Genomic DNA, 23728 nt, shown 5'->3' with positions numbered 1-23728 from the left:
CAAGTGAAATCGGACTATTACCTATATCTTGGTGATGGTTGTATTACTTTAATCCTTATGTTTGATCAGTTATGTCCAAACCTATTCTTTCTGCAAATAATTTGACAAAGTCTTACTCGGCACTTAAAGTGCTTAAAGGTGTAGATTTAGAGGTTAATAGAAAAGAGATTCTTTCCATAGTGGGAGCCTCTGGAGCGGGTAAGAGTACACTTTTACATATTTTAGGAACTTTGGATGTTCCTGAGGGTGGCAACCTTTCGATTGATGACACTATAATAACTGATTTATCAAGCCAGAAATTGGCCAGTTTTCGGAATGAACGTCTTGGTTTTGTTTTTCAGTTTCATAATTTACTAACCGAATTTTCTGCTGTAGAGAATGTTTGTTTACCTGGATTTATAGGGGGGAAGCCTGAAAAGCAAGTCAGAGCTCGTGCATTGGAATTACTCAAAATCTTAGGACTGGGAAAAAGAGCTTTGCACAAACCTTCAGAACTTTCCGGTGGTGAACAGCAGAGGGTGGCTGTCGCTCGATCATTGATAAATGATCCGGCAATTATATTTGCTGATGAACCAAGTGGGAATTTAGATTCAAAGAATGCAGAAGAGCTGCACAAGTTGTTTTTTAAGCTTAGAGATGATTTTGACAAAACATTTGTAATAGTAACTCATAATCCAGAGTTGGCTCAAATGTCTGATAGGAAAGTCGAAATTGCGGATGGTGTTATCTTGTCCTCTTCGTGACTTTACATCTAATTGAGGACTTGCCGTAAAGTGATTTTGGTAGGTAGACTCCTAAACGAAACCCGAATCTCAAGTAAGAATCGTTACTACCATCGCCTCGCGCTGTACCCGCCGAAACGGCTTGAAATGGAGGATTAAGAGCTGTTCTAGGATCGGATAAAAGTCCTAAAGTTACTGCTTGAACACCATTGGTATCAGAGAATGACGAAGGATCTCGATATACACCGCTTACATCATCTAAGTAGCCTGTTAAGGCCTGAGTATATTGAAATTCTACTTGAAGATCTACGTACCTTGAGATAAAAATACTCAAGCCAGCACCAAACGGAATTACAGGTGCAATGCCTCCATATTGTACACCTTCAAGCGATAAAGGTCTGAGATCATAATCAGTGAGATTTAAAGAAGCTTTGGGGTTATTGGTTGTAATTCCAACACCCAAATGTATATATGGATTCAGAAATGCTCGATCTTTGTAGCCAGAACTGGGGTGTCTGAACATATAATAAACCCCTTGAATTACGAACTCAGTATTTACTGATTTGAAATTTAGATTTCTTGTATTATTGTCCGTCAAAGGAGATAGCTGGTCATCCGCCTGAATTTTATAAAGGCTTAACGATGTTCTAATAGCCAGTTTGTCTGTAAACAAATGTTCATATCCAATAGAAGCGCTTAAACCTGCCTGTAAATTAGAATCAGTTGCTCTTCTTAACTCACCAAAGTATGTATTCATACCCAGGCCAAAAGATAATTTTGAGATTCTATCAAAGTCACCGGTCGTTACATATTGCTGTGCAATGGCCAAAGGACTTATTAAAAATAAAAAGAGGAGTAAAATGCTTTTACTCGAACGGATATTTTTCATGCGAACTGCAAATTTATAATTCGAACGAACATTTTCGCGTTTTATTCAACTTTTAATTCAGATATCATCTGTTCAAGGTGTTTTTTTGCACCAAAAAGATCAGAATAAACAGCTTTGATTGTCATGTCCGAGTCAATCAAATAAGTCACTCTTTTTGGGATTTTCACTATTGGCAATAGGGCATCATACGCTTTACAAACATTTCCCGATTTATCGCTAAGAAGTTCGAACGGCAAGTTATGCGTACTCTTAAACTTTAAATGCTGCTCTAAAGAGTCCCTGCTAATGCCAAATACGTTAATGTCTAGGTTTCTAAGTTCGGAAAACCCATCTCTAAAACTGCATGCCTCTTCAGTGCACCCTGGAGTAAAATCTTTTGGGTAAAAATAGATAATGCAAGGAACGTTATGCTCTAATTTAAAGTTGTTCCCATCTGTACTTGGTAATGTAAAATTAGGAGCTTTTGATCCTTTATTTAGTGCCATACTAATGGATGTTAATTCTTATAAATCTACAATAAAACCTGATATTCGCAGATAATGTCGAAAGGAGTAATTTACATGCTTTTGGCCACACTCATTTTCGCCGTAATGAATGTGTTCATCAAGTTTCTTCCGAATATACCTGCCATAGAAATCATTCTGTTTAGGTCAATTGTTTCATTTTTGATGTCTGGAATAACATTAAAAATCAAACGAATACCATTACTTGGAACAAATCGAAAAATTTTGTTCTTCCGTGGCCTTTCTGGAGCCATTGCTTTAATGATGTTCTTCACTACTCTGCAAGAAATCCCTTTGGCAAGTGCTGTAACGCTGATGTTTTTAAGCCCCATCTTTACGGCTATCCTCGGAATCTGGATAGTGAAAGAAAAAGTCAATAAGCTTCAATGGCTGTTTTTTGCAGTTTCATTTGCTGGTATCGTTATGATTAAAGGTTTTGATACTAGAATATCAACACTAATGGCAATTCTTGGAGTAGGAGCAGCATTCTTTTCTGGTGTCGCCTATAATATGATTAGGAAGTTAAAGACTTCGGAACATCCTCTTGTGATCATTTTCTATTTTCCACTTGTCACATTGCCTATTGTTGGGATATACTCAGCATTTAATTGGGTTATGCCTCAAGGAGAAGAGTGGTTCTATTTAATTGCTGTGGGTGTATTGACTCAGTTTGCGCAATATTTTATGACTAAATCTTATCAATCTGAGGAGTTGGCCAAAGTGGCTAATATTAACTTTATAGGTATAATTTATGCTTTAGGTTTTGGTTATGTCTTCTTCAATGAAAGTTTTAATCTCCAAACATATTTGGGCATGACGGCTGTTATGATTGGGGTTGTATTAAATGTTGCATTCAAGAATAAGAAAAAAAATGAAACTGTATCAAATTGATTCATTTACTAAAGAGATTTTCAAAGGAAACCCAGCTGGCGTATGTATTGTGGATCAAGTACTTACGGATAGCCAGATGCAGCTTTTGGCTGTGGAGATGAATCTTTCTGAAACTGCCTTTGTAACAATAAAATCCGATAGCTGTGAGCTTAGATGGTTTACTCCGGCTAAAGAAGTTCCACTCTGCGGGCATGCTACTTTAGCTACGGCGTTTGTTCTTTTCGAAGAAGGGTACTGGGATTCCAGTAGACCGATAATATTTAATACGTTGAGTGGTGATTTGATTGTGAGTAAAAATTCTGATGGATCACTTTCAATGAATTTTCCGTCAACTGTTCCACAAGCAGTGAAAGAAGGTAAAGCGAGCTTAGAAGAACTATTCGATGGGGAAGTCGCAGATGTGTTAAGAGTACCAGGTGAATTGATTGTTATCTTAAAGAACCCTGAAACTTTATATGATGCTGATCCAGATTCTGGTACTATTGCTAAATTGGCAGATAACGGAGTAATTGTTTCAACTTGGTGTGGTGAAGATAATTACGATTTTGCTTCTCGGTATTTTGCACCAAACTTAGGTATTAAGGAAGATCCAGTTACCGGTTTTATGCATACTATTCTTACACCGTATTGGTCTCAAAAGACCGGTAAGGAGAATTTCAGAGCACTTCAAGCATCAAAAAGGTCTGGGCATTTACACCTAAGCTTAAAAGGTGAAAGAGTAGAATTGACAGGGAATGCGATAAAAGTGTTCGAAACAGAATTTTCTTTCTAATTCTTCATAAGAATCATTGGAGTGCGCGCTTTTACAGTTATGCCGCCTGATCGTTTACGTCCAATTCCAGATTCGTTAATGGTTGTACCATCATTAACCAAACTCCAATTGCCTTCAGGGAGTGCAACGGTTTTGTTTAAATCAGACCCATTAAGAAGAACAATAATGTCTTCCCAAGTATCTCCATTGGCATTTTCTGAGATTTGATAGCCAAGAAAATTCTCTCCGTCATAATCCAAGAACTTTAAATGCTGCTGAATCATTTCAGTGCTTGTCATTCTAAAGGCTGGATGGTTTTTACGCAACGCGATCAGTAATTTGTAATAATTGAAAAGGTCTAAGTGCTCTGACTTTCTAGCCCAATCGATCTGATTGATAGCATCTGGAGATTCATATGAATTTTCAACCCCATTTTTTGTTCTTAGCATTTCCATACCTGCATGGATAAAAGGAACGCCTTGAGAAGTCAAAACAATTGTTTCAGCCAATTTGTGCATTTGTACGAGTTCCGACGCTGAAGCATCAGGGTTAGATATTTTCAGTCGGTCGTATAAGGTGTGGTTATCGTGGCAAGAAACGTAACTTATAGTTTGCGATGGATCAGCTGCCCAAGGGGCATTTGAGTAATTAACTGCTTCATAATCCAATTGGGGATGTTGTGTAGAGGCAACAATGCCAAATTTAATACTTTCCTTTGTACCATTTCCTTGACTTACAAAGCCACGTTGTTCATGCTCAAAAACACTTCCTTTTAATCCATCTCTTAAATCATCGCTAAAAGCAGATACCTTTTCCATTTTGAATGTATTCGCTTTTAAGGCTTGTTTTTCCGATGGCAAAGGGGAGGATCCGGCCGTCCAGCCTTCTCCATACACGAAGATGCTAGGGTCAATTGCTCTTACGGCTGCACTAACTTCATTCATTGTTTCAATGTCGTGAATGCCCATTAAATCAAATCGGAAGCCATCTAAGTGGTATTCATTTACCCAATGCTTTACTGATTCTACCATGTATTTTCGCATCATGTAACGCTCTGAAGCTGTTTCATTTCCGCATGCAGAAGCATCAGAAAAGCCTCCATCTACATTTTGGCGATAGAAGTAATTCGGTACTAGTTGGTTGAAGTTAGAATCTTCAGTTTGACCAGTATGGTTGTAAACTACATCAAGGATTACTCTAATTCCATTGTCGTGAAATGCTTTAACCATTTCTTTAAACTCGCGAATTCTGACTTTGCCATTATAAGGGTCGGTTGAGAAACTTCCTTCAGGTACATTATAATTTAAAGGATCGTAGCCCCAATTATACTGTGCTTCATCTAGTCTTGTTTCATCTATTGATTTATGATCGAACGTTGGGAGCAGATGAGCATGAGTAATACCCAGCTCTTTCATATGATCCATCCCCGTAGATAAATTCTGAGGGCTCTTTGTACCGTTTTCCGTAAAAGCGAGATACTTTCCTTTGTTCTCAGCACCAGAACTTTCATGAATTGACATATCTCTTATGTGGAGTTCATATAAAATAATGTCAGTATAGTGCTTTAAAACCGGCCGCTCGTCTTGTGCCCAACCTTCCGGATTTGTAGTAGTCAAGTCAACAACCATAGAGCGTTGCCCATTAACGCCAACAGCCACGGCATATAAATCAGGTTTTTCCTGAAGCCATTGCCCTTTTTGCCTCACTTGATAGGTATAGTAACTAGACTCTATATCACCTTTGATCTTAAACGACCAGACTCCATGTTTTTCTCTATCCATATCGAATTCTTGCACAAGATTGTCTCCATCACCTTTCACGTATAGCCTTAGTTTTACTTCTTGTGCTTCTGGCGACCACATTTTGAATGTGGTGCTTTCTTTTGAATAGTTTGCTCCTAGGTCATTACCTTCATAAACAGGGAAATCGTCGAAACTTTCATATTTCTTTGTGTTATCACAGGCCATTAGTAAAAGGAATAGAAGTATAGCTGAACTTGATAAATATTTCATGTAGATGCATTTAGTGTCCGCTGGAAGGACTAAGTTTTGATGACGTGGAGTTGTTTTCTTTCACAAGTAGCCATAGCACAGCAGATATACCTAATGCAATTGCACTGATAATGAATATTACAGATTTATCGGCTTGGCCATTAATGTATTTTCCTAGGCCGGATGCGGCGAGTTGTGGTATCACTACGGACAAATTGAAGAGCCCCATGTAGAGCCCCATTTTACGCTGATCTACTTTTTCAGACATAATAGCAAAAGGCAAACTAACTACTGCTGCCCAACCTACGCCCACCACAATCATTAAGATGAAAAGCATATTGGAAGTTTGACCGAAAAAAATGATTAAGACATAACCAATGGCCATAGTTGCTATGCACAGCATGTGTGTTTTCACGCGACCGATCTTTTTAGTAATAGGTTCAAGTACTAGTGCAGGTAGTAGGAAGCCTACGGTATTTAAAACCGCAAAAGATATGCCTGTGATAAATCCAATTTCGTCATTTTGAGCATCGGCCAGAGTTTCAGAAGTACTGAAACCCATTATATTCTCTTTGATGTAAGCAAATGTATAAACGAACATAGTTTGGACACCTAACCAAGTAAATGCGTGGGCAACACATATCTTAATGAACTCCGGCATATTGGTAGTACCACCTTCAGATTCTGAGGAATCGTCTTCGGTTGAATCCAGTGTTTTTGGTTCGGTAATAAATAGGGTGGGGATGATTGAGAACAGAAAAACTAGTGCTGCACCCATATAGATGAGCGTGTAGTTGCTTACAAATGCGCCAATCAAATAAGCCACTACACCAAAGAAGCCAGAAATTGTCTGCATCCAAGTATAGCCACTTGTTCTTACATCTCCTTCAGAAGTTACATCTGCTATAATGGACCGGGTAGGGTTGAAGCTAATATTGATGGCAAGGTCTAAGGAAAGTGCTACAGCAATGGCTACTCCTAATATTTCATCTACACCTAGTGCATTACCTATTTTATCAATGTTGGGTAATGCCAATAGCATTAAAGCGGCAATCAGACCTCCTATAAGAATGAAAGGACGTCTTCTACCTCCCCAGAACCACACTTTATCACTTACAATACCGATAATAACTTGGCCAATAATACCGGCTAGGGGACCTGCTGCCCATACAATACCGATTTCGTGTAAGTCGAAACCAAACTTTGTATTAAGAATCCAGCTCAATGCGGCTATTTGAACTGACAGCGCAAAGCCCATGGCCGTAGCGGGCAAGCTGAGTAGTACAAAAAATGACTTTTTGAAATTCTTTTGGATGGGGAGCATATCAGTCTTCGTGGATTAAACCAAAAAAGAAAGATAGGCTTTTAACAACGAAAGGGAAATGCTAACGTTTGCACTTCCCTTAATTCAATTGTTTGTAAACTTTATGGTTATCTCACATTGAAAGTGCCAATGCCCATTTCATAGGTGTCTGCAAGGATAACTACTTTGTAATCACCTGTGTCAAACTGTGAGCCTTTATCGTACACAAAGCTTAATTCTTGTTTAGAGTTATCGAAAACAATCTCTTGCATGGCGGTAAAGAATTGCTCTTTTCCATCCACCTTAAAAGATCCAGAACCTCTCGCTACATCAAAAACCACATTGCCGGAAGGATCGACTAACTGAATCATTATTTTATGACCAGAAACTGGTGCAACGTCGTTTTCAGCGATATTAAAAGTGACTTTTATCTTTTGCGACTGTCTTTTTCTAAAATCTCCTTCTTTTTCTCTTCCTCGACTATTGATATTGAATATTTTGATGTTTTCGGCGCGGTGTTTCGCTGCTAAAGATATCTTTTGCTGATACTGTCTTTCTCTTTCAGCAGCAGCATTTATAGTTTCGTTTAACTCGTTTTTATCAACTTTCAATTCGTTGTTTTCTTCGAGTAACTCATTATTAATTTTTTTCAAATCAGCGATTTCTACGTCTTTGGCTAATAAAAGCTCTTCATAGCCATTTACTTTTCTATCCAATCGCTGGATTAATGCTTTATTTGCCTTTCTAGTTCTTTGTAACTGATCTCGTTCTGAAGTAATTGAGTCTTTCAAAATAATGAGAGAATCTATATTGCCACCCAAATCTGAAATTTCTAAGATTTTACCATTTAGTTCAGTGGAAATACTGTCAAGTTTAGAGGTTAGGTTGGCCTTCGTCGCATCATATTCTGCCTGAATTGCCTCTCTTTCTGCTACTCCTTCATTAATCTTTAAAATGGCACCTGCCACAACGATTGCCAACACAGCTATTAGAATTATTCTAATAATGTCTCTGTTGCGCTTAGTTTTGTCTTCACTCATACTTACGGTAATTAATAAACTAACTAAATAACGTCTAGCTAGTTATATATTTGGCGAAGTACTTAAACTTTTCTTAATAATTCAATCCCATTGAAAAGAGATACCAAAATAGTTAGTCTAGATAGCGATTACTGGACGCAGCGCTATAAAAACAATCAAGTTGGTTGGGATATTGGTTATGTTTCGACGCCTCTGAAAGACTACATCGATCAATTGACTGACAAATCTTTAAGAATCTTGATACCGGGAGGGGGGAATTCTTATGAAGCTGAATATTTATGGAATAAAGGATTCAAGAATGTATTTGTTGTAGATATTTCAAAAGAGCCGCTAAATAATCTTAAAAGTAGGTTGACAGAAATTCCAGATGATCAGTTAATTCATGCTGATTTCTTTCAAATAGAAGGTGCTTTTGACCTTGTTTTAGAACAAACCTTTTTCTGTGCACTGGCCCCAAAACTTAGGCCTAGGTATGTTTTGAAAATGCATTCTATTCTGAGGTTAAATGGAAAATTGGTTGGTTTGTTATTTGACCTTCCTTTAAAAACGGATGGTCCGCCTTTTGGTGGTGGGGAAGAGGAATATAGAGCGTTATTCCAAACTAAGTTTCAAATAGATATTATGGATAGAGCCTACAATTCCATTCAGCCAAGAAGTGGAAATGAGTTCTTTCTTAAATTGATGAAGAAATAGTTCAGAAACGTAGGGTATAAGCTTCTGTTTCAAGGTTTGGGTTTAACCATAAGATTCCAGCTTCAAATAAATCTACCGAAAGCGTAGTTGAGGGGTGTAGCTTTAATTGAGTCCATGCTTGTGCCATTTCTCTGGACCAATGAATGTCATCCACAATAATTATAGTATCCTCGGTGCATTTAGGAAGAATTTGATCGAAATATCTCAAAGTAGGTTCATACCGATGGTTAGCATCGAGGTAAACTAAATCCAGTTTATACACTTTAGATAATGCCCCTTGAAGTGTTTCATCAATATTACCGACAACGACCTCTATGTTTGCTCTGTTTTGTAACTTGAAATGTTCAAAGGCCATTTTCGCAATACTAGGGTCTCCTTCAAGCGTAATAACTTTTGTTCCCTCATTTTGACTTAAGTAGAGGGTGTTAATGCCTAATGAGGTTCCTAATTCCAGTATGTTTTCAACTTTAAAGTAATTGATCAGCGCGTTTAAGAATGCAGAAAATTTCTTGGGTGTACAGGCGTACTTCGCGATCGATTTTACGCTTCTTTTGTTAATGGAAGAAACTCTTGATCCAGCGCCAAAATCCTTTAATTCAATAAATGAATTATCATTAAAAAGCCGGTTTCGCAATGCTTCTATTTCAACATTTGAAGCGTGCTTTTTGCTAATTACCTCAGTATATAAATTGAATAGAAACGGAGAATGCAACGAGTGTTCGTCTACATTTTTAAGCCAGTAGGTAAGATAGGATAGAACCTGAAACAAAACTTAGTTCTGAAGGTATGGTACTATCATATTGAACTCGGGAATATTCACTTCGAATTCTTTGCCATCTACGACTTTTTCCATCATGTAAGTGCCATACATTTTACCAAAGCCCGATCTTAAGTTACAGCCAGAAACATATTGGTGTTTTTGCCCTGGTTCCAGTACTGGTTGTTGGCCTACAACACCATCACCTTCCACTTCTCGCATGGTATTATTCGCATCGTGTATATACCAATGTCTTCTATGGAGCTTTATGGTATAGTCACCATTGTTTTCTATGGTGATTCTATAAGTAAATACATAGTGGGATTGTCCAGGGCTTGAGTACTCTGGTTGGTAGTTTGTTTCAACACAAACTTTAATCCCATCTGTAATTGCAGTAACAATCATTATCTGTTTACTTATGACGTTTAAAGTTATAGATTAGTTTTGAAAGAGGTCTTATTTTATTGATTAAGAGTTGTTTATAAAAAAATACACCCCTAAAAACACCTATTTACGCATATTTTTTAACTCTAAACACTGTCAATCTATTAAACCCCCTATACAATATCAAGGGGATTTACCTCTTCTTTTTCTTCCTCCCACCTGACAATGTACCCAGAAGTTTCAGCGGGGGTAGTATGACCGAGGAGTTTCTGCACTAGGTTGATGTCTTTGGTCTTATGATAATAAATTGAGCCGAAGAACCTTCTTCCATCGTGGTAGCTGCATTTTTGCCAGTAAGGGAATGCTAAAGTCTCATTATTGTCTGTATTGGTATAGACCTTAGTTTGATAGACCTGCCTACTTAGAAAACCTTGATAGTTGAGAGACTCCTCATAGGCTAATGCCCAGTTTTTACCCTCCTCTGATTCTATCCAGTTTTCATATTCTTTCCGAGTACCACTTTTATTTCCTTTGCCTCCTGCAATCTTAGAATTAAAGTATTCTAAAAACCTTTGCCAATCTGTTAGTGGTTTACTCTTTATTTTCTCTATCCTTTCTTTAAGTTTTTGATGTCTGTCAATCTCATTACCGATGACTTCTAAATCAAACCATTCTGGGCTGTTTTGAGGGCTTATAGAAGCGTTTGGGTTTAGCTTAAATGAGAATATAGTGTCATTGCCTAAAGTCTTGTCAGTCGGCTTAAAATGGCGTATAGTGGAAGCTTTGTTAATTTTTTCAAGTCCTGATCTAAGGGCGTAATATTCGCTTGATAAAGGTTCGATAACCTTTTTGAATCTAATGAACCAGACAGCGTTTTTTGATAATGGAATTTTAAGAGTCTTGCTGGTTTTTGATGTGCCAACGACTAAGAAGTTTTTATTTGATTCACTTTGAATGATCAATGGCCTTCCACCAAGTGCTTTTAGGTCAGAGTGTCTTAAACCAGTTAAGCAAGCTAAATAAAGATGGCTCAGGGCTTCAAAATTCGATGTGGATAAACCAAAAGGTAAAGAGTTCTTCTTCGTAAGGCTTTCGCAACAATACCTCATTATGTAATTGAAAAGGAAATATTCACCTCTAGTAAAATACTGCTTTTCTTCGTTTCCTTTATCCGCTTTGATTCTTAAAAAAGGGTACTTGTTGTGTGGTAGTTTACCATTATTAAATGCGAATGACAAAGTTCCTGAGAGTTGAGCAAACAATTGTCTGAGGGAGGTCGATTGAAGCCTATATTGCTCCAAATACCTAAGAAAGTCAATCTTAAATTTTGGAGTAATCTCTTCGGCTCTAATGGATGGTCTAAATGCCTCAAGATGGTTCTTAAGGGTAATTAGCTTACCAGAACTGCTGTCCTTTTCAATACTTTCTAACTTATCATTGATTAAGTCTATCACTAGGGGGGAAGCAGTTTTATCTTTGGGCTTGTCTCCGTTAATTATTCGTTTGATATTATCAAACTCTGACTTAAAATCGAACTCTTCTTGAAGTAGACCGCTTTGTCTGTATGCGCTTACTAAACAATTCTCAACGTTATCAATACTAGCAATGACCTTTGGCGGTATTTCTCCCCTGTCATTACTCTTCGAACCTGTTGCAAAATCTTTGGAATCAGCTTTGTATTTCACTCTGATTGACCAGCGAAATTCCTTGTTCTTATTTGGGCGAGGTTCAACTTTTGGATTTATGTTTAACCCGCGTATGTTATTTGCCATAGCTGATTGTTTACACCCCTAAAATAGTTAATAAAATCATCAAAAATAAGTTTTATAGTGTGTTTAAAAGTTATAAAAAGTCGATTTCAGGCGATTTGATCCAAATTGCAATCTATAAAAAAGGAGGATGTTTGGTGTATTAGTTAAAGTGATATTTTTTATTTTGTTATATGTATATATGACCAAATTTAAGTTAAGGTGTATTTCCTCTGTTGGCTTTTCTTGCTAGGGGTATTTTAGCGTCTATGATAGCCATTTGGTATGGTTTAGGGGTGTGGGTTGAGGTGTTTGTCTTATTTATCTATCTGTTAATCAGTGAAATGATTATATATTGATAACAACATTAGTAGTTTGAATTACTTGGAAGCTTTATCAGCTTGTCAGAATAATATTTGGTGGAGGGGGTAGGGGGCTTTAGAGACAAATCCCTTTCTCCCTAATCTGGAATACGCATAATGGATAGGAGGAATTTTGAAAGAGTGAAAGCACTAGAACAAGTGCAAACAATCCTTAGTGAAAGTCTTCTTATTTTTGATTTATCAAACGCACTAAATACGCGTTGTTGATTGGGTGAGGAATCTAACTGTCTGTAAGCACTGTTCTATACTCACCGAGAGCCGTAAGAAGTTGACCGAAGCGGCAAAGCAGATACTCAAGGGAAAACTGCAAAGGTTAGGGCGGCAAACCACCGTTGAAGCTGTATTGATCCCAAACTCTAATCGTTGGTGCTGGTGATTAGAGTGTTCTAAAGGAACTCAATTCGACCGACAAGTATAGTTGGTTCTAGGTTCTGAAAGATCAAGTCTCTTCCGCTTGCAGGTGGTGTTTTTCGAACATTGCACTGTTAGCATAGGGACTACTATGTTCTTTTGGAATCTAATTCTCCCTCTAAGTATAGTTGATAAGTTTGTTTGTAAAATATGAAAATTTAGGTTGTCATACCTATAGTTTGGTATTGGATAGAACTATTTAAGGGATTATTTTAGCGATTGAATTAAGACTATAGTTATGATCAAGCCCTCCTATTCTCAATGCTCGTTTGTTTGTTTACTCCTTATAGGATTAATGAATATTCAGAGTTGTGCTGTACCTGCCCTTTATCATTTTAATTCTCAACCTTACGGTTCGTCTTTAGATCAAAGAATCCCTAACACTTTAGTGGTTAAAATTGATGAGTCAATATTATCTGAGATGACGGTTACGCAAGGAGGTGCCAAGCCATTTAATGTGCTTCAATTTAGGCGTTCATTGTTCGATAATATAAAATCAGCTTATACTAAACAATTTGCTGGTGTGTTGTTCTATGATGATAATAAGGATTTAAATTCAGGTTACGTGCTAGAAGTCGATAGATTTGAACCTGCTTTCGTCCAAGGAAATAATCAAAGGGATAAAAACGCTGCTTATGATTTTACATTGGCATCATTCAGTATGAAGATAAGTTATGATGTAAGATTATCTACACCTAACAATAGTGGAAAAAGGTTCAATGATGAGGTGTTAAGTAACGATTATGCCACAAGTGTTGATCACGTGCATCGGGTGTTTAAAAATGCTGTTAAATTGAGTGTTGAAAAAATGAATAGTCAAACACTTGAGGTTTTAGAGTAGTGTTTCACACCCTTAAAAACACCCCTAAATGGTTGCGAAACCAGATTATTTTTGTTGATTAGATGGCTGTTTTTATAGAATTAGGCTATTTGATTGTTATAGATTAGTTCTAAAATAACTAACCGAGTAAAGGAAAATTCAATGGCCGTTAAAATAGAGGAGAGTTGGAATAAAGTATTGGGAGAGGAGTTTGAAAAATCCTACTTCAAATCACTGATATCCTTTGTTAAGGAAGAATATGGTAAGGAGACGATCTACCCCAAGGGAACTGATATTTTCCGTGCATTCGATGCTTGTCCTTTCGATGAGGTCAAAGTAGTTATACTTGGTCAGGATCCTTATCATGGTCCAGGTCAGGCCAATGGTCTGTGCTTTTCAGTTCATGAAGGAATACCTTTTCCTCCATCTCTTGTCAATATATTCAAAGAGTTGAAGAATGATTTAAATAAAGACATTCCGCCGAATGGCTCCTTAGAAAGATGGGCAAGTCAGGGTGTTTTGTTGTTGAATTCAACTTTAACGGTGCGTGCTCATCAAGCTGGTTCTCATCAGAAAAAAGGATGGGAGGAGTTTACGGATGCTGTAATTGCTCAGTTGGCGAAAAAGAAGAAAGACATCGTATATATTTTATGGGGTAGTTATGCGCAAAAGAAAGGGGCAATTGTAAATGAAAACGAAAATTGCGTTTTAAAATCACCGCACCCTTCGCCATTATCAGCACATAGAGGTTTCTTTGGATGTAGTCATTTCAGCCAAACAAATACCTATCTTGAGCAAAAAGGTCTACCATCTATTCAATGGTAAATTGCTTTAACCCTGATTTAAGAAGTCTTCCATTGATTTTACGCCTTGCTGATCTTTGAGCCACTGGGCGACGGCAATTGCACCTTTGGCAAAGCCTTCTCTTGAATGTGCCGTATGTCTGATGTCAATAGTATCTACACTAGAGCTATAAGAAATTTCATGGGTGCCGGGCGCAGGGTCAACGCGTTCAGAAATAATTGGTAATTCATTATCGTTTTCGCTTTCGGAATTGATCCACTTTGATTTTCTATCCAAGTTGTTAATAATACCTTCTGCTAGTGTAATTGAAGTACCGCTTGGCGAATCGAGCTTTTGCGTGTGATGAATCTCTTTGGTAGTCACGTTATACTGGTGCTGGGCATTCATCAGTTTAGCTAATTGCTGGTTTAGCTTGAAGAATAGATTAACACCTATACTGAAATTTGAAGCCACTAGATATGTGCCCTTCTTTTCATTAGAATACTTATCAATTACCGGCTTTTGGTCTAACCAACCTGTCGTTCCTACCGCCACAGGTATTTTGTGATCTATACACCACTTGATGTTTTCGATAGCCGCTTCAGGTTGACTGAATTCAATGGCCACATCTATACCAGACGTATCTATGGTATGAAGTTCTTCTGTATTGTCCATTGTAATTCGACCAACGATTTGATGGCCAGCTTCAGTGGCCAGTTTGTCAATGAGTTGCCCCATTTTACCGTAGCCGATTAAAAGTATTTTCATTGTCCAATGGGTAGTGTAACGCGGAAGCCAAGAAAAGGCGCTCCGTTCGAGATAACGCCAAACTTTGGCTTTATGTTTAATGCTAATTCTTCATCTACATTAAAGCCTTTCAGGTGGGCGTCTACAGCCGCATCTATAATTTGTAAAGCGTATACGCCTGCCATTCCTAAAAAGACTAGGTCTCGGTTCTTTCTCCAGTTATCGGCTCTTCTTTGGTATACTCTTATGAGGTCTAGGTTAGGGTCGTCTAACGCCCGCTCTGCCTCAATTTTCGCTAAATTATCGTTTCTAAGGCCCTCATTTACACCCACAAAGTGAATTAAGCCTCCAAGTCCACCATAAAGTATAGGTAACTTCCACCAGCTTCTATTATAAATTTGACCCCAACCTGGTAAGATGGCAGATCGGGTTGAAGCTACTCTTGGGTTGTAATATTTTTCGCCTTTTAACACCGTAATCGTTTCACCTATAATTTGTCCATTTTTCAAATCCGCTGCTTTTTCTTGAGCAAAGGAAAAGTTTGAGAATACTAAAAGGAATACTATAGGAGCAACTAAACGCATGTTTTTACATGTTGATTATTTCTAAAATGCGGTTCAGATCTTCGGTAGATACAAACGGAATCTTTATTTCTCCTCTGAACTGTCCATCTGCTTTTAAACCAACTCGTGTTCCGAAGTGGGAGGATAGTCTTTGTTGTACTTGCTGTACTTCGTAGTTTCTATGCTGACTTGATCCCTTCTTGTCACTAGCCGGTTTAGGACTATTACTGGTCATCAAATCTCGTACCAACTGTTCTACTTTTCTTACGGAAAGTTCTTCATCGATAGTTTTCTTATAGATATGCAGTTGCTTGTCTATACCTTCTACGTTTACAATGGCCCTGGCATGTCCCATTGATATCTTCTTATCTCTAATGCCTGCTTGAATGTCTGGAGGGAGCCTCAATAAGCGGAGGTAGTTGTTTACGGTGGTTCTGTTTTTGCCTACGCGCTCACCTAATTGCTCTTGTTTCAGGTCGCACTCTTCGAGCAAACGTTGGTAACTAAGTGCTATCTCCATGGCATTGAGGTTCTCTCTCTGGATATTCTCAATTAATGCCATTTCGAGCATTTGCTGATCATCAGCAGTGCGAATGTAGGCTGGTATGGTTTCTAGCTTGGCAATTTTAGAAGCTTGGAACCTTCTTTCACCAGATATAAGCTGGAATTCGTCTTGGCTAAGCTTTCTTACTGTAATTGGTTGAATAATACCTTGAACCTTAATCGATTCAGCTAATTCTTCCAAGGCTTCTCTATCAAAGTGAGTTCTTGGTTGGTAAGGGTTTACCTGAATTTGATCTAATCTGATCTCATTCATCGAACCAACAGAGTTATTGTCTAACGAAGATGGGCCTGTGCTTGTTGAAGAATCCTCCAACAGTGCTCCAAGTCCTCTTCCTAATGCGTTCTTCCTTTTTGGAGTTTTAGCTGCCATATTAAAAAATCTTATGCTTTATTATTGTCGGCAACTTCTTTTGCCAAATTTAAATAGGCTAATGCGCCCTTACTTTCAGCGTCGTGCACAATTGCTGGTACGCCAAAACTTGGTGACTCGCTGAGCTTTACATTTCTTGGAATAATGGTTTTACAAACCATGTTTTTAAAGTGTACTTGTACTTCTTCTACCACCTGATTTGATAAACGCAGTCGGGTATCATACATTGTTAAAAGAATACCTTCAATTTCCAGATTAGCGTTTAGTCTTTTCTGAATGATTTTAATGGTGTTTAGAAGTTTTCCTAAGCCCTCTAATGCAAAATATTCGCATTGAACGGGTATAAGGACTGAATTGGCTGCCGTTAGTGAATTTACGGTAATAAGACCAAGTGAAGGTGCACAGTCAATCAGGATGAAGTCATATTCACTAGATACACTGTTGAGTACGTCCCTCATTTTTTCCTCACGATTAGAGATGTTTACCATTTCAATTTCGGCACCCACGAGGTTGATGTGGGAGGGAAGAAGGTTTAAATAGGGAATATCTGTCTCAACAATCGAATCAGTGATTTTTGCTTTGCCTACCATGCATTCGTAGACACTCATTTCAACTTCTCTTGGGTTAATTCCTAAGCCTGATGTAGTGTTGGCTTGTGGGTCGGCATCTACCACTAATGTTCTGTATTCTAGAACTGCCAAACTCGCTGCCAAATTCATAGCAGTTGTGGTTTTACCAACTCCTCCTTTTTGGTTTGCTATCGCTATTATTTTGCCCATGTGTATTTTAGAGTGAAAGTGTTTTACCTATTTCTGGTAGCACTAAGTTAACCTTGTTTTCTTGAGCTATTGCAAGTGCATCATTATGATTTATGGCTACATAGGGGAAGGTGTCGAAATGAACGCCAATTAATTCGTTGCACTTTACCATTTTACAGGCTTTCATGGCGTCTGCAACTCCCATGGTGAAATTATCGCCAACTGGCATAATCGAGAAGTCTAAATCAAATTCTTCGCCTATTAATTCCATGTCTTTCGTTAACGCAGTATCTCCTGCATAATAAAAGGAGCCTTCGTCATTCTTAATTACTATTCCGGCAGGATGGCCGCCGTAGCTACCATCTGGCATTGAACTAGAGTGTACTGCATTGACCAGCTTAATGGTACCGAAATCGAAGGTCCAAGAACCGCCATGATTCATTGGGTGAGCTCTTTCTAGCCCTTTTGCGCCAAACCACCCTACTACTTCATAATTAGATATAATGGTTGCATTAGAGTTATTATAAATTCTTTCTACGTCTGCCACATGATCGGCATGACCATGACTTAAAATGATATAGTCGGGTTGAATTTGATCAACGTCAATCTCTTTTGCCAATTCATTGGGAGAAATGAACGGATCGAAAAGGAGTTTTTTGCCTTGCGTTTCGATTAAAAATGAAGCATGACCGTAGAAGGTGAATTTCATCCTGAGACAGTTCGTTTGTGGTTTTGGAATCGTCTACAAAGATAGAAATTTAGATGAAAGTTCTGAGTGCTTTCTTAGCCTGCACAAAAGTGAATGGCATAAAAAAAGGAGGCGATTAGCCTCCTTTAGTTTGTTACTTTTTCTTTTTGTTTTGAACTTGTTTTTGCTTCTGCGCTTCTTGACTCGCCTTCATGGCTTCTTCAAGTCTTACTGCGAATTTCGATTTCTTCTTATTAACGTTTTTCTTTTTGTTCTCTTCTAAGGTGGCTCTAATCTTATCTTCATCAACAAATCTTCTAATAAGCGTTTGCTGACTGAATGTAATGATGTTAGAGACGAAATAGTAAAAACTCAATCCTGATGAATAGCTGTTTAGCACAAACATAAAAATGATTGGCATAAAGTATCCGATACTCTTCATTGGGCCTTGAACTGAACTAACCTGGTTGTTAGACCATGTATAGAGAAGTGTAGAAAGGGTCATCAACAGCGTAAATCCACTTACATGTGATCCATAAAAAGGAATGGTAAATGGTAGGTTGATTAGTACATCGTAAGTAGAAAGGTCAGTTGCCCATAAGAATGATTCTTGTCTTAACTCGATTGAGTTAGGGAAGAAGAAGAACATGGCAAAAAGAATTGGCATTTGAAGTACTAAAGGAATACATCCACTAATTGGATTAACTCCAACCTGTCGATATAGCTTCATTTGCTCTTGCTGCATTTTCTGAGCATCGCCTCCAATCTTTTCTTTAAGCGCATCAAGTTCAGGCTTTAGGGCCTTCATTTTTGCCATAGACAGATAAGACTTTCTAGAAAGCGGGAAGAGCGCTAGTTTTACGATCAGCACGATAATCATAATAATGATTCCGTAGTTGCCGATATAGCGTTCTAAAAACCCAAAGAGCTCTACAATTATGTATTTGTTTACCCAGCTTACGAGTTTATAACCCATGTAAACATTGTCTTCATATCCGTCGGTTACCTTCTTAAGTCCCTTGTAGCTATTAGGGCCATAGTAGTAAGTGAAATTGGCACCTTCCATAACTTCAGCCATAGGAATAGTTAATTCCATTAAGCCAGACTTTACAACGGTAGAGTCAAGCCCCGGAGTAGTACCAATGGTGGCTTGTGTAAAGCCCTTTTCTGAGATAATACCAGAATTGAAGAATTTTTGTGAAAAGCTTAACCATTTCACACCTTCAGGGATTACTTCTGTTTGAGGATCTTGACTCGTGGCTGAAAGATTATCAGAATCTTCGGCCAAGGTATAGTATCTTAAAGTAGTCTTGTTTCTGGAGTCATCCAGGTTTTTCTCATAACGCTGCATAGCAATGGACCAAGCCATTGTCATTTCATTGCCTATAATGCTGTTTTTAAGGCCGTTTGCTTTAACCTGATAATCAACATCATACTTGTCGGACTTAATATTATAAGTCTGCTCAAGAGAGTTTCCGTTTCCTAGGTCTGCAACAAATTTTACGGTAACGCTATCCGTACCGAGCATTGTTCGGCTAGTGCTACTTGTGGTAAAATACAAGTCACCGAGGTTTATGTTCCCGTTCGTGGTTGGAATATTGATGGCTTGCTGACTGGTGTTATTATCCAGTAGCACTAAAGGTTGTCCATCGAAGGTGACATAATCATCCTCATTTAACACAACTTTTTGGATCCGTCCACCTTTATTTGAAAAAGTGTACTTCGCTTTATCAGTAGTTATATCGAAAGTTCTTTCAGCGCCTTGCATTGCGCTTGCATAGATGCCGAACTGATTTGCTAGTGCACTTGTATCAAGTGTGGTAGGTGATTCTTCCGCTTGAACTGCGTTAAGTGTATTGTTTGGGTCTACTTGTTCTATTGCAGGAGTTTCTAAATCTACTACTTCTGGCGTGTCTGGTTCTACAAAAACCAAAGAGTACACTATCAGTATTACCGCAATTAAGACTAGGCCAATGACCGAATTCTTATCCATCTTCTCTAAAAATTAATTCTTTTTGTTTTTGACTACCGCACCAATAAAGCTTACAAATAATGGGTGTGGGCTCATTACAGTACTTTTTAGTTCTGGGTGAAATTGAGTGCCAACGAAGTAAGGGTGATCAGGAATTTCCATGATCTCTACTAAGTTAGATACTGGGTTAGTTCCAGTAGCTTTCATTCCGCCTGCTTCGAAGTCAGTTAAGTACTTGTTATTGAATTCGTATCTGTGTCGATGCCTTTCGTCTACCTTAGTGCTTCCGTATGCATTGTACACTTTTGAAGGTTTTTTGACTTTACAATCGTAAGCACCAAGCCTCATTGTTCCGCCATAGTCTTCAATGTTTTTCTGATCCTCCATCAAACCAATTACCGGATGAGCAGTGTCGGGGTATAGCTCCGTAGATGCAGCACCTTCGAGCCCTAAGACATTTCGGGCAAACTCAACTACTGCACACTGCATTCCTAGGCAAATACCAAAGAATGGTATTTTTTCTTCTCGAACGTACTTAATGGCTGCTATTTTTCCTTCCACACCTCTTTCTCCAAAACCTGGAGCCACTAAAACTCCATCTAAATCTCTTAGGGTTCTATGAACGGATTTTTCTGTAATCGTCTCCGAAGAAATCCAGTGAACGTTCACTTTGCATTCTAAGTGAGCTCCTGCATGGATGAACGCTTCGGCGATGGACTTATAGGCATCTGGGAGCTCAACATATTTACCCACTAAACCGATATTAACTTCGTTTGTAGGATTTTTAAGTTTGCCCAAGAATTTTCTCCAATCATCAATCTGAGGTTGATCTTTCGACGGCAACTTCAGTTTTGTAAGAACGCGTTCGTCTAATTTCTCTTTTCTCATGAGAAGCGGCACATCATAAATCGTATCTGCGTCAAGTGCTTCTATTACTGAGTTTAATTGAACATTGCAGAACAATGCCAATTTCTTTCGGATGTCATTAGGTAGAGGCTTTTCAGATCTACACACCAAAAGATCGGGTTGAATACCCGCTTCCAACAATTGCTTTACAGAATGTTGGGTTGGTTTAGTTTTTAATTCTTTTGCAGCTTTTAAGTAAGGAATTAGGGTTAGGTGAACTACTAAACAGTTGTTTTCACCAACATCCCATCGAGCTTGTCTTACGGCTTCAATGAATGGAAGGGATTCTATATCACCTACACAGCCACCAATTTCAGTTATTACTATATCGTAATCACCTGTTTCTCCAAGACGGAAAAAGTTGTTCTTTATCTCATCAGTAATGTGCGGGATGACTTGAACGGTTTTACCCAAATAATCACCTCGACGCTCCTTAGTAATTACATTGTGATAAATACGCCCTGTAGTCACGTTATTAGCTTGAGACGTTTTAATGTTTAAAAAACGCTCATAATGACCTAAATCGAGGTCGGTTTCTGCACCGTCATCAGTTACATAACATTCGCCATGTTCATATGGGTTTAGTGTTCCCGGATCGATGTTAATATAGGGGTCAAATTTTTGGATGGTTACGCGGTAACCACGTGCCATGAGTAAGTTTCCTAGTGAAGCAGCAACGATTCCTTTTCCCAAAGAGGAAGTAACACCACCAGTAACAAAAATGTATTTTGCAGAAGCCATAAGTGTGATAAGAGAAATTAACTTATGGGATACAAAGGTAAGAATTTCAATTGAATCTTTGACCTGAATCTGCAATCTTTCCTGATATGTACTTGCATTCCTTTTGAACTAGCTATTAGAAACTGCTAACTTTGCCAGCTTTTAAGAAAACTCTAAAATGAACCTAGCCAAAAAGCTAAACGATCCAATCTTCAAAACCATAAGTCAAGTTGCTCATAATGAGGGCTTAGAAACTTATGTTGTAGGCGGATATGTCAGAGATATCTTATTGAAAAGACCTTCAAAAGACATAGACTTTGTTTGTGTAGGAAGTGGAATTCAACTAGCAGAAGCTGTTCAAGCGGCTTTGGGCGGAAATTTTCCTTTGTCTGTCTTTAAAAATTTTGGCACCGCCATGATCAAGACAGATGATTTAGAACTTGAATTTGTAGGAGCTAGAAAGGAGTCTTACCAAAGAGACTCTCGCAAACCGATTGTGGAAGATGGAAGCCTGGAAGACGATCAGAACAGAAGAGACTTTGCGATAAATGCGATGGCTATAAGCTTGAACAAAGACAGTTTTGGCGAGCTGGTTGACCCTTTCAATGGCGTCGATGATTTAAAAGAAAAGTTGATAAAGACTCCATTGGATCCTAAAACTACATTTTCTGATGATCCACTTCGGATGATGCGCGCCATACGGTTTGCGTCCCAGTTGAAGTTTGATATCGATGCTGATACTTTTCAAGGTGTCATTGATATGAAGGATCGAATTAAAATTATTTCCAAAGAAAGAATCATTGTAGAACTCAATAAAATCATTCTTTCAGAGGAGCCTTCCTACGGATTTAAACTACTGTTTTACTGCGGATTGTTGAAAGAGATTTTTCCGGAACTTGTTGCCCTTCAAGGGGTAGATAGTATAGAAGATAAATCGCATAAAGATAATTTTTATCACACCCTGCAAGTATTAGATAACATCAGTATACACACTGACAACTTATGGTTGCGTTGGGCGGCTATAATGCACGATATTGCCAAGCCGGCTACTAAGCGTTTTAATAAGAAAGTTGGGTGGACATTTCACGGTCATGAAGACAAGGGTGCCCGTATGACTCCGGGTATTTTTAGGAGACTGAAATTGCCAATGGGAGAGTCTATGCGATATGTTCAAAAACTAGTAAGACTACACTTAAGGCCAATTGCCTTGGTAAAAGATGAAATTACTGATTCGGCAGTCCGACGGCTTCTTTTTGAGGCAGGTGACGATGTGGATGATTTAATGACTTTGTGCAGGGCAGATATTACTTCAAAAAACAACAACAAGGTTAAGCGTTACCTGCAAAACTTCGATAAGGTGGAAAGTAGAATGCTAGCTGTCGAAGAAAAGGATAAAGTTCGTAACTTTCAGCCCGTTATTACTGGCGAAATGATTATGACCACTTTTGGTCTAAAGCCAGGAAGAACAATTGGCGACATAAAAGAGGCGTTGAAAGAGGCGGTTTTGGAAGGAAAAATCAGGAACGAGTTTGACCAAGCACATGAATATATGCTTAAGCTTGGTAGGGAAAATGGCCTGAATGTTGTTAAACCACTGAGATAAATTTATTGACATAAGATAGAATGAAGAAGATTAAGTTTTTTGTATTGGCTTTAGGGCTAATGTTAGGAAGTGTCAGCGTTATGGCACAGGATAGTACATACTTATCAAATGAATATGCCAAAGCTTTGGCTTTGTTTGACAAGTCGCAGAAGTACAACGATGCACTCCTTACAAAACAAGCATTGTTCGAAATATTAGTTCTAAACCCTAATGATTCCTCAGCCATGAGAAGTCTTTCAGAGTTGTACTACAACAGTCAGCAGTACACTTCAAGTGCATTGGTTTCTTTAGACATGCTAGAGCGCTATCCTAACAATGAGATTGCCTTGGAAATTGTGGCGTTGAGTTACGAAAACTTAAGGCTTTACGATAGGGCAGTTGAATATTATGAAAAGCTTTGGCTCAAAACTGAAAATACCAATGTGCAATATCAGATAGCATATCTCCAATATTCTTTAAGGAGGTTTACCGAGTCGGAAACCAACTTAGGTATGATTGAATCGAAGGTGACAGCAGAGGATAAGATTTCACTTAACAAGAGTGATGGCACTATACAGGAAATTCCTTTTGCCGCCGCTATTGCTAACCTAAGAGGCTTAATGGCTGTTGAGCAGGGTAATAATGAAGAAGCAAAAGCACAATTTACCAAAGCCATTTCTATAAGTCCTGATTTTGATGCTGCCAAAAACAGTCTTGCAGGGTTGAACAAGTAATAAGAAGTTCTTCAAAAGATAAACCTTAAAAGCTCCACTTGATGGAGCTTTTTTT

The 23728-nt window shown here is 38.3% G+C and carries 23 protein-coding genes; 8 read left to right on the top strand and 15 right to left on the bottom strand.

Annotated features, from left to right (window positions below):
• Positions 1–71: 71 nt before the first annotated feature.
• On the top strand, positions 72–743 hold the full coding sequence (locus JXQ92_RS08105) for an ABC transporter ATP-binding protein (protein ID WP_421986097.1): 672 nt from the start codon (positions 72–74) through the stop codon (positions 741–743).
• Here the strand turns inward: JXQ92_RS08105 and JXQ92_RS08100 are convergent.
• Together JXQ92_RS08100 and JXQ92_RS08095 are read right to left on the bottom strand one after the other, a co-directional pair.
• On the bottom strand, positions 724–1611 hold the full coding sequence (locus JXQ92_RS08100) for a hypothetical protein (protein ID WP_421986096.1): 888 nt from the start codon (positions 1609–1611) through the stop codon (positions 724–726). The two genes, JXQ92_RS08105 and JXQ92_RS08100, sit on opposite strands and share 20 nt — an antisense overlap.
• A gap of 41 nt (positions 1612–1652) precedes the next feature.
• A complete protein-coding gene (locus JXQ92_RS08095; protein WP_421986095.1) occupies positions 1653–2096 on the bottom strand; it encodes a peroxiredoxin in 444 nt (147 codons plus the stop codon).
• Between the two features lie 54 nt (positions 2097–2150).
• On the opposite strand from JXQ92_RS08095, the gene JXQ92_RS08090 reads away from it, so the two are divergent.
• Together JXQ92_RS08090 and JXQ92_RS08085 are read left to right on the top strand one after the other, a co-directional pair.
• Entirely contained in the window at positions 2151–3005 is an 855-nt protein-coding gene (locus JXQ92_RS08090; RefSeq protein ID WP_421986094.1) for a DMT family transporter, read from the top strand.
• Positions 2986–3777 (top strand): PhzF family phenazine biosynthesis protein, encoded by a 792-nt coding sequence (locus JXQ92_RS08085; RefSeq protein ID WP_421986093.1) that lies wholly within the window; start codon positions 2986–2988, stop codon positions 3775–3777. The genes JXQ92_RS08090 and JXQ92_RS08085 overlap by 20 nt, the downstream gene beginning before the upstream one ends.
• Here JXQ92_RS08085 and pulA read toward each other — a convergent pair.
• From pulA to JXQ92_RS08070, 3 genes are all read right to left on the bottom strand, one after another.
• Positions 3774–5768 carry a type I pullulanase gene (gene pulA, locus JXQ92_RS08080; RefSeq protein ID WP_421986092.1) on the bottom strand — a complete coding sequence of 665 codons (1995 nt, stop codon included), beginning with the start codon at positions 5766–5768 and terminating at the stop codon, positions 3774–3776. The two genes, JXQ92_RS08085 and pulA, sit on opposite strands and share 4 nt — an antisense overlap.
• A 10-nt stretch (positions 5769–5778) precedes the next feature.
• Positions 5779–7071: an MFS transporter gene (locus tag JXQ92_RS08075; protein ID WP_421986091.1), complete on the bottom strand. Its 1293-nt coding sequence runs from the start codon at positions 7069–7071 to the stop codon at positions 5779–5781.
• A gap of 107 nt (positions 7072–7178) precedes the next feature.
• Positions 7179–8090 carry a chromosome segregation protein SMC gene (locus tag JXQ92_RS08070; RefSeq protein WP_421986090.1) on the bottom strand — a complete coding sequence of 304 codons (912 nt, stop codon included), beginning with the start codon at positions 8088–8090 and terminating at the stop codon, positions 7179–7181.
• Positions 8091–8180: 90 nt separating this feature from the next.
• On the opposite strand from JXQ92_RS08070, the gene JXQ92_RS08065 reads away from it, so the two are divergent.
• Positions 8181–8783: a methyltransferase domain-containing protein gene (locus tag JXQ92_RS08065; RefSeq protein WP_421986089.1), complete on the top strand. Its 603-nt coding sequence runs from the start codon at positions 8181–8183 to the stop codon at positions 8781–8783.
• 1 nt (position 8784) lies between these two features.
• Here JXQ92_RS08065 and JXQ92_RS08060 read toward each other — a convergent pair whose 3' ends face one another.
• From JXQ92_RS08060 to JXQ92_RS08050, 3 genes are all read right to left on the bottom strand, one after another.
• Positions 8785–9417, bottom strand: a complete 633-nt coding sequence (locus JXQ92_RS08060) for an O-methyltransferase (RefSeq protein ID WP_421986088.1) — start codon at positions 9415–9417, stop codon at positions 8785–8787.
• A 138-nt stretch (positions 9418–9555) separates the two neighbouring features.
• Positions 9556–9945, bottom strand: coding sequence for a Co2+/Mg2+ efflux protein ApaG (gene apaG / locus JXQ92_RS08055; protein ID WP_421986087.1), 390 nt, complete (start codon positions 9943–9945; stop codon positions 9556–9558).
• A gap of 152 nt (positions 9946–10097) precedes the next feature.
• Positions 10098–11696 carry a phage integrase SAM-like domain-containing protein gene (locus JXQ92_RS08050; RefSeq protein ID WP_421986086.1) on the bottom strand — a complete coding sequence of 533 codons (1599 nt, stop codon included), beginning with the start codon at positions 11694–11696 and terminating at the stop codon, positions 10098–10100.
• A gap of 1008 nt (positions 11697–12704) precedes the next feature.
• Between JXQ92_RS08050 and JXQ92_RS08045 the strand changes: the two genes are divergently transcribed.
• Positions 12705–13307 carry a hypothetical protein gene (locus tag JXQ92_RS08045; RefSeq protein WP_421986085.1) on the top strand — a complete coding sequence of 201 codons (603 nt, stop codon included), beginning with the start codon at positions 12705–12707 and terminating at the stop codon, positions 13305–13307.
• A 141-nt stretch (positions 13308–13448) separates the two neighbouring features.
• A complete protein-coding gene (gene ung / locus JXQ92_RS08040) occupies positions 13449–14111 on the top strand; it encodes a uracil-DNA glycosylase (protein ID WP_421986084.1) in 663 nt (220 codons plus the stop codon).
• Between the two features lie 6 nt (positions 14112–14117).
• Here the strand turns inward: ung and dapB are convergent, their stop codons facing one another.
• From dapB to JXQ92_RS08005, 7 genes are all read right to left on the bottom strand, one after another.
• The gene (dapB, locus tag JXQ92_RS08035) at positions 14118–14837 is read right to left on the bottom strand and encodes a 4-hydroxy-tetrahydrodipicolinate reductase (RefSeq protein ID WP_421986083.1); all 720 of its coding nucleotides are present in this window, start codon (positions 14835–14837) and stop codon (positions 14118–14120) included.
• Complete coding sequence (locus tag JXQ92_RS08030) at positions 14834–15400, bottom strand: DUF5683 domain-containing protein (RefSeq protein ID WP_421986082.1); 567 nt, start codon at positions 15398–15400, stop codon at positions 14834–14836. Before JXQ92_RS08030 ends, dapB begins: the two co-directional genes overlap by 4 nt.
• Positions 15401–15404: 4 nt before the next feature.
• Entirely contained in the window at positions 15405–16313 is a 909-nt protein-coding gene (locus JXQ92_RS08025; protein ID WP_421986081.1) for a ParB/RepB/Spo0J family partition protein, read from the bottom strand.
• An 11-nt stretch (positions 16314–16324) separates the two neighbouring features.
• A complete protein-coding gene (locus tag JXQ92_RS08020; protein ID WP_421986080.1) occupies positions 16325–17092 on the bottom strand; it encodes a ParA family protein in 768 nt (255 codons plus the stop codon).
• 7 nt (positions 17093–17099) lie between these two features.
• On the bottom strand, positions 17100–17780 hold the full coding sequence (locus tag JXQ92_RS08015; RefSeq protein WP_421986079.1) for a metal-dependent hydrolase: 681 nt from the start codon (positions 17778–17780) through the stop codon (positions 17100–17102).
• Positions 17781–17913: 133 nt separating this feature from the next.
• Complete coding sequence (yidC, locus tag JXQ92_RS08010) at positions 17914–19752, bottom strand: membrane protein insertase YidC (RefSeq protein ID WP_421986078.1); 1839 nt, start codon at positions 19750–19752, stop codon at positions 17914–17916.
• A gap of 12 nt (positions 19753–19764) precedes the next feature.
• Positions 19765–21378, bottom strand: a complete 1614-nt coding sequence (locus JXQ92_RS08005) for a CTP synthase (protein WP_421986077.1) — start codon at positions 21376–21378, stop codon at positions 19765–19767.
• A gap of 157 nt (positions 21379–21535) precedes the next feature.
• On the opposite strand from JXQ92_RS08005, the gene JXQ92_RS08000 reads away from it, so the two are divergent.
• Both JXQ92_RS08000 and JXQ92_RS07995 read left to right on the top strand, forming a co-directional pair.
• On the top strand, positions 21536–22960 hold the full coding sequence (locus tag JXQ92_RS08000) for a CCA tRNA nucleotidyltransferase (RefSeq protein ID WP_421986076.1): 1425 nt from the start codon (positions 21536–21538) through the stop codon (positions 22958–22960).
• 20 nt (positions 22961–22980) lie between these two features.
• On the top strand, positions 22981–23673 hold the full coding sequence (locus JXQ92_RS07995; protein ID WP_421986075.1) for a tetratricopeptide repeat protein: 693 nt from the start codon (positions 22981–22983) through the stop codon (positions 23671–23673).
• The last annotated feature ends 55 nt before the right edge of the window (positions 23674–23728 follow it).

Origin of the sequence: Roseivirga sp., from assembly GCF_049099775.1 — a bacterium.
Taxonomy (GTDB): Bacteria; Bacteroidota; Bacteroidia; order Cytophagales; family Cyclobacteriaceae; genus Roseivirga.
This window is presented reverse-complemented; position numbering and strand designations above follow the sequence as displayed.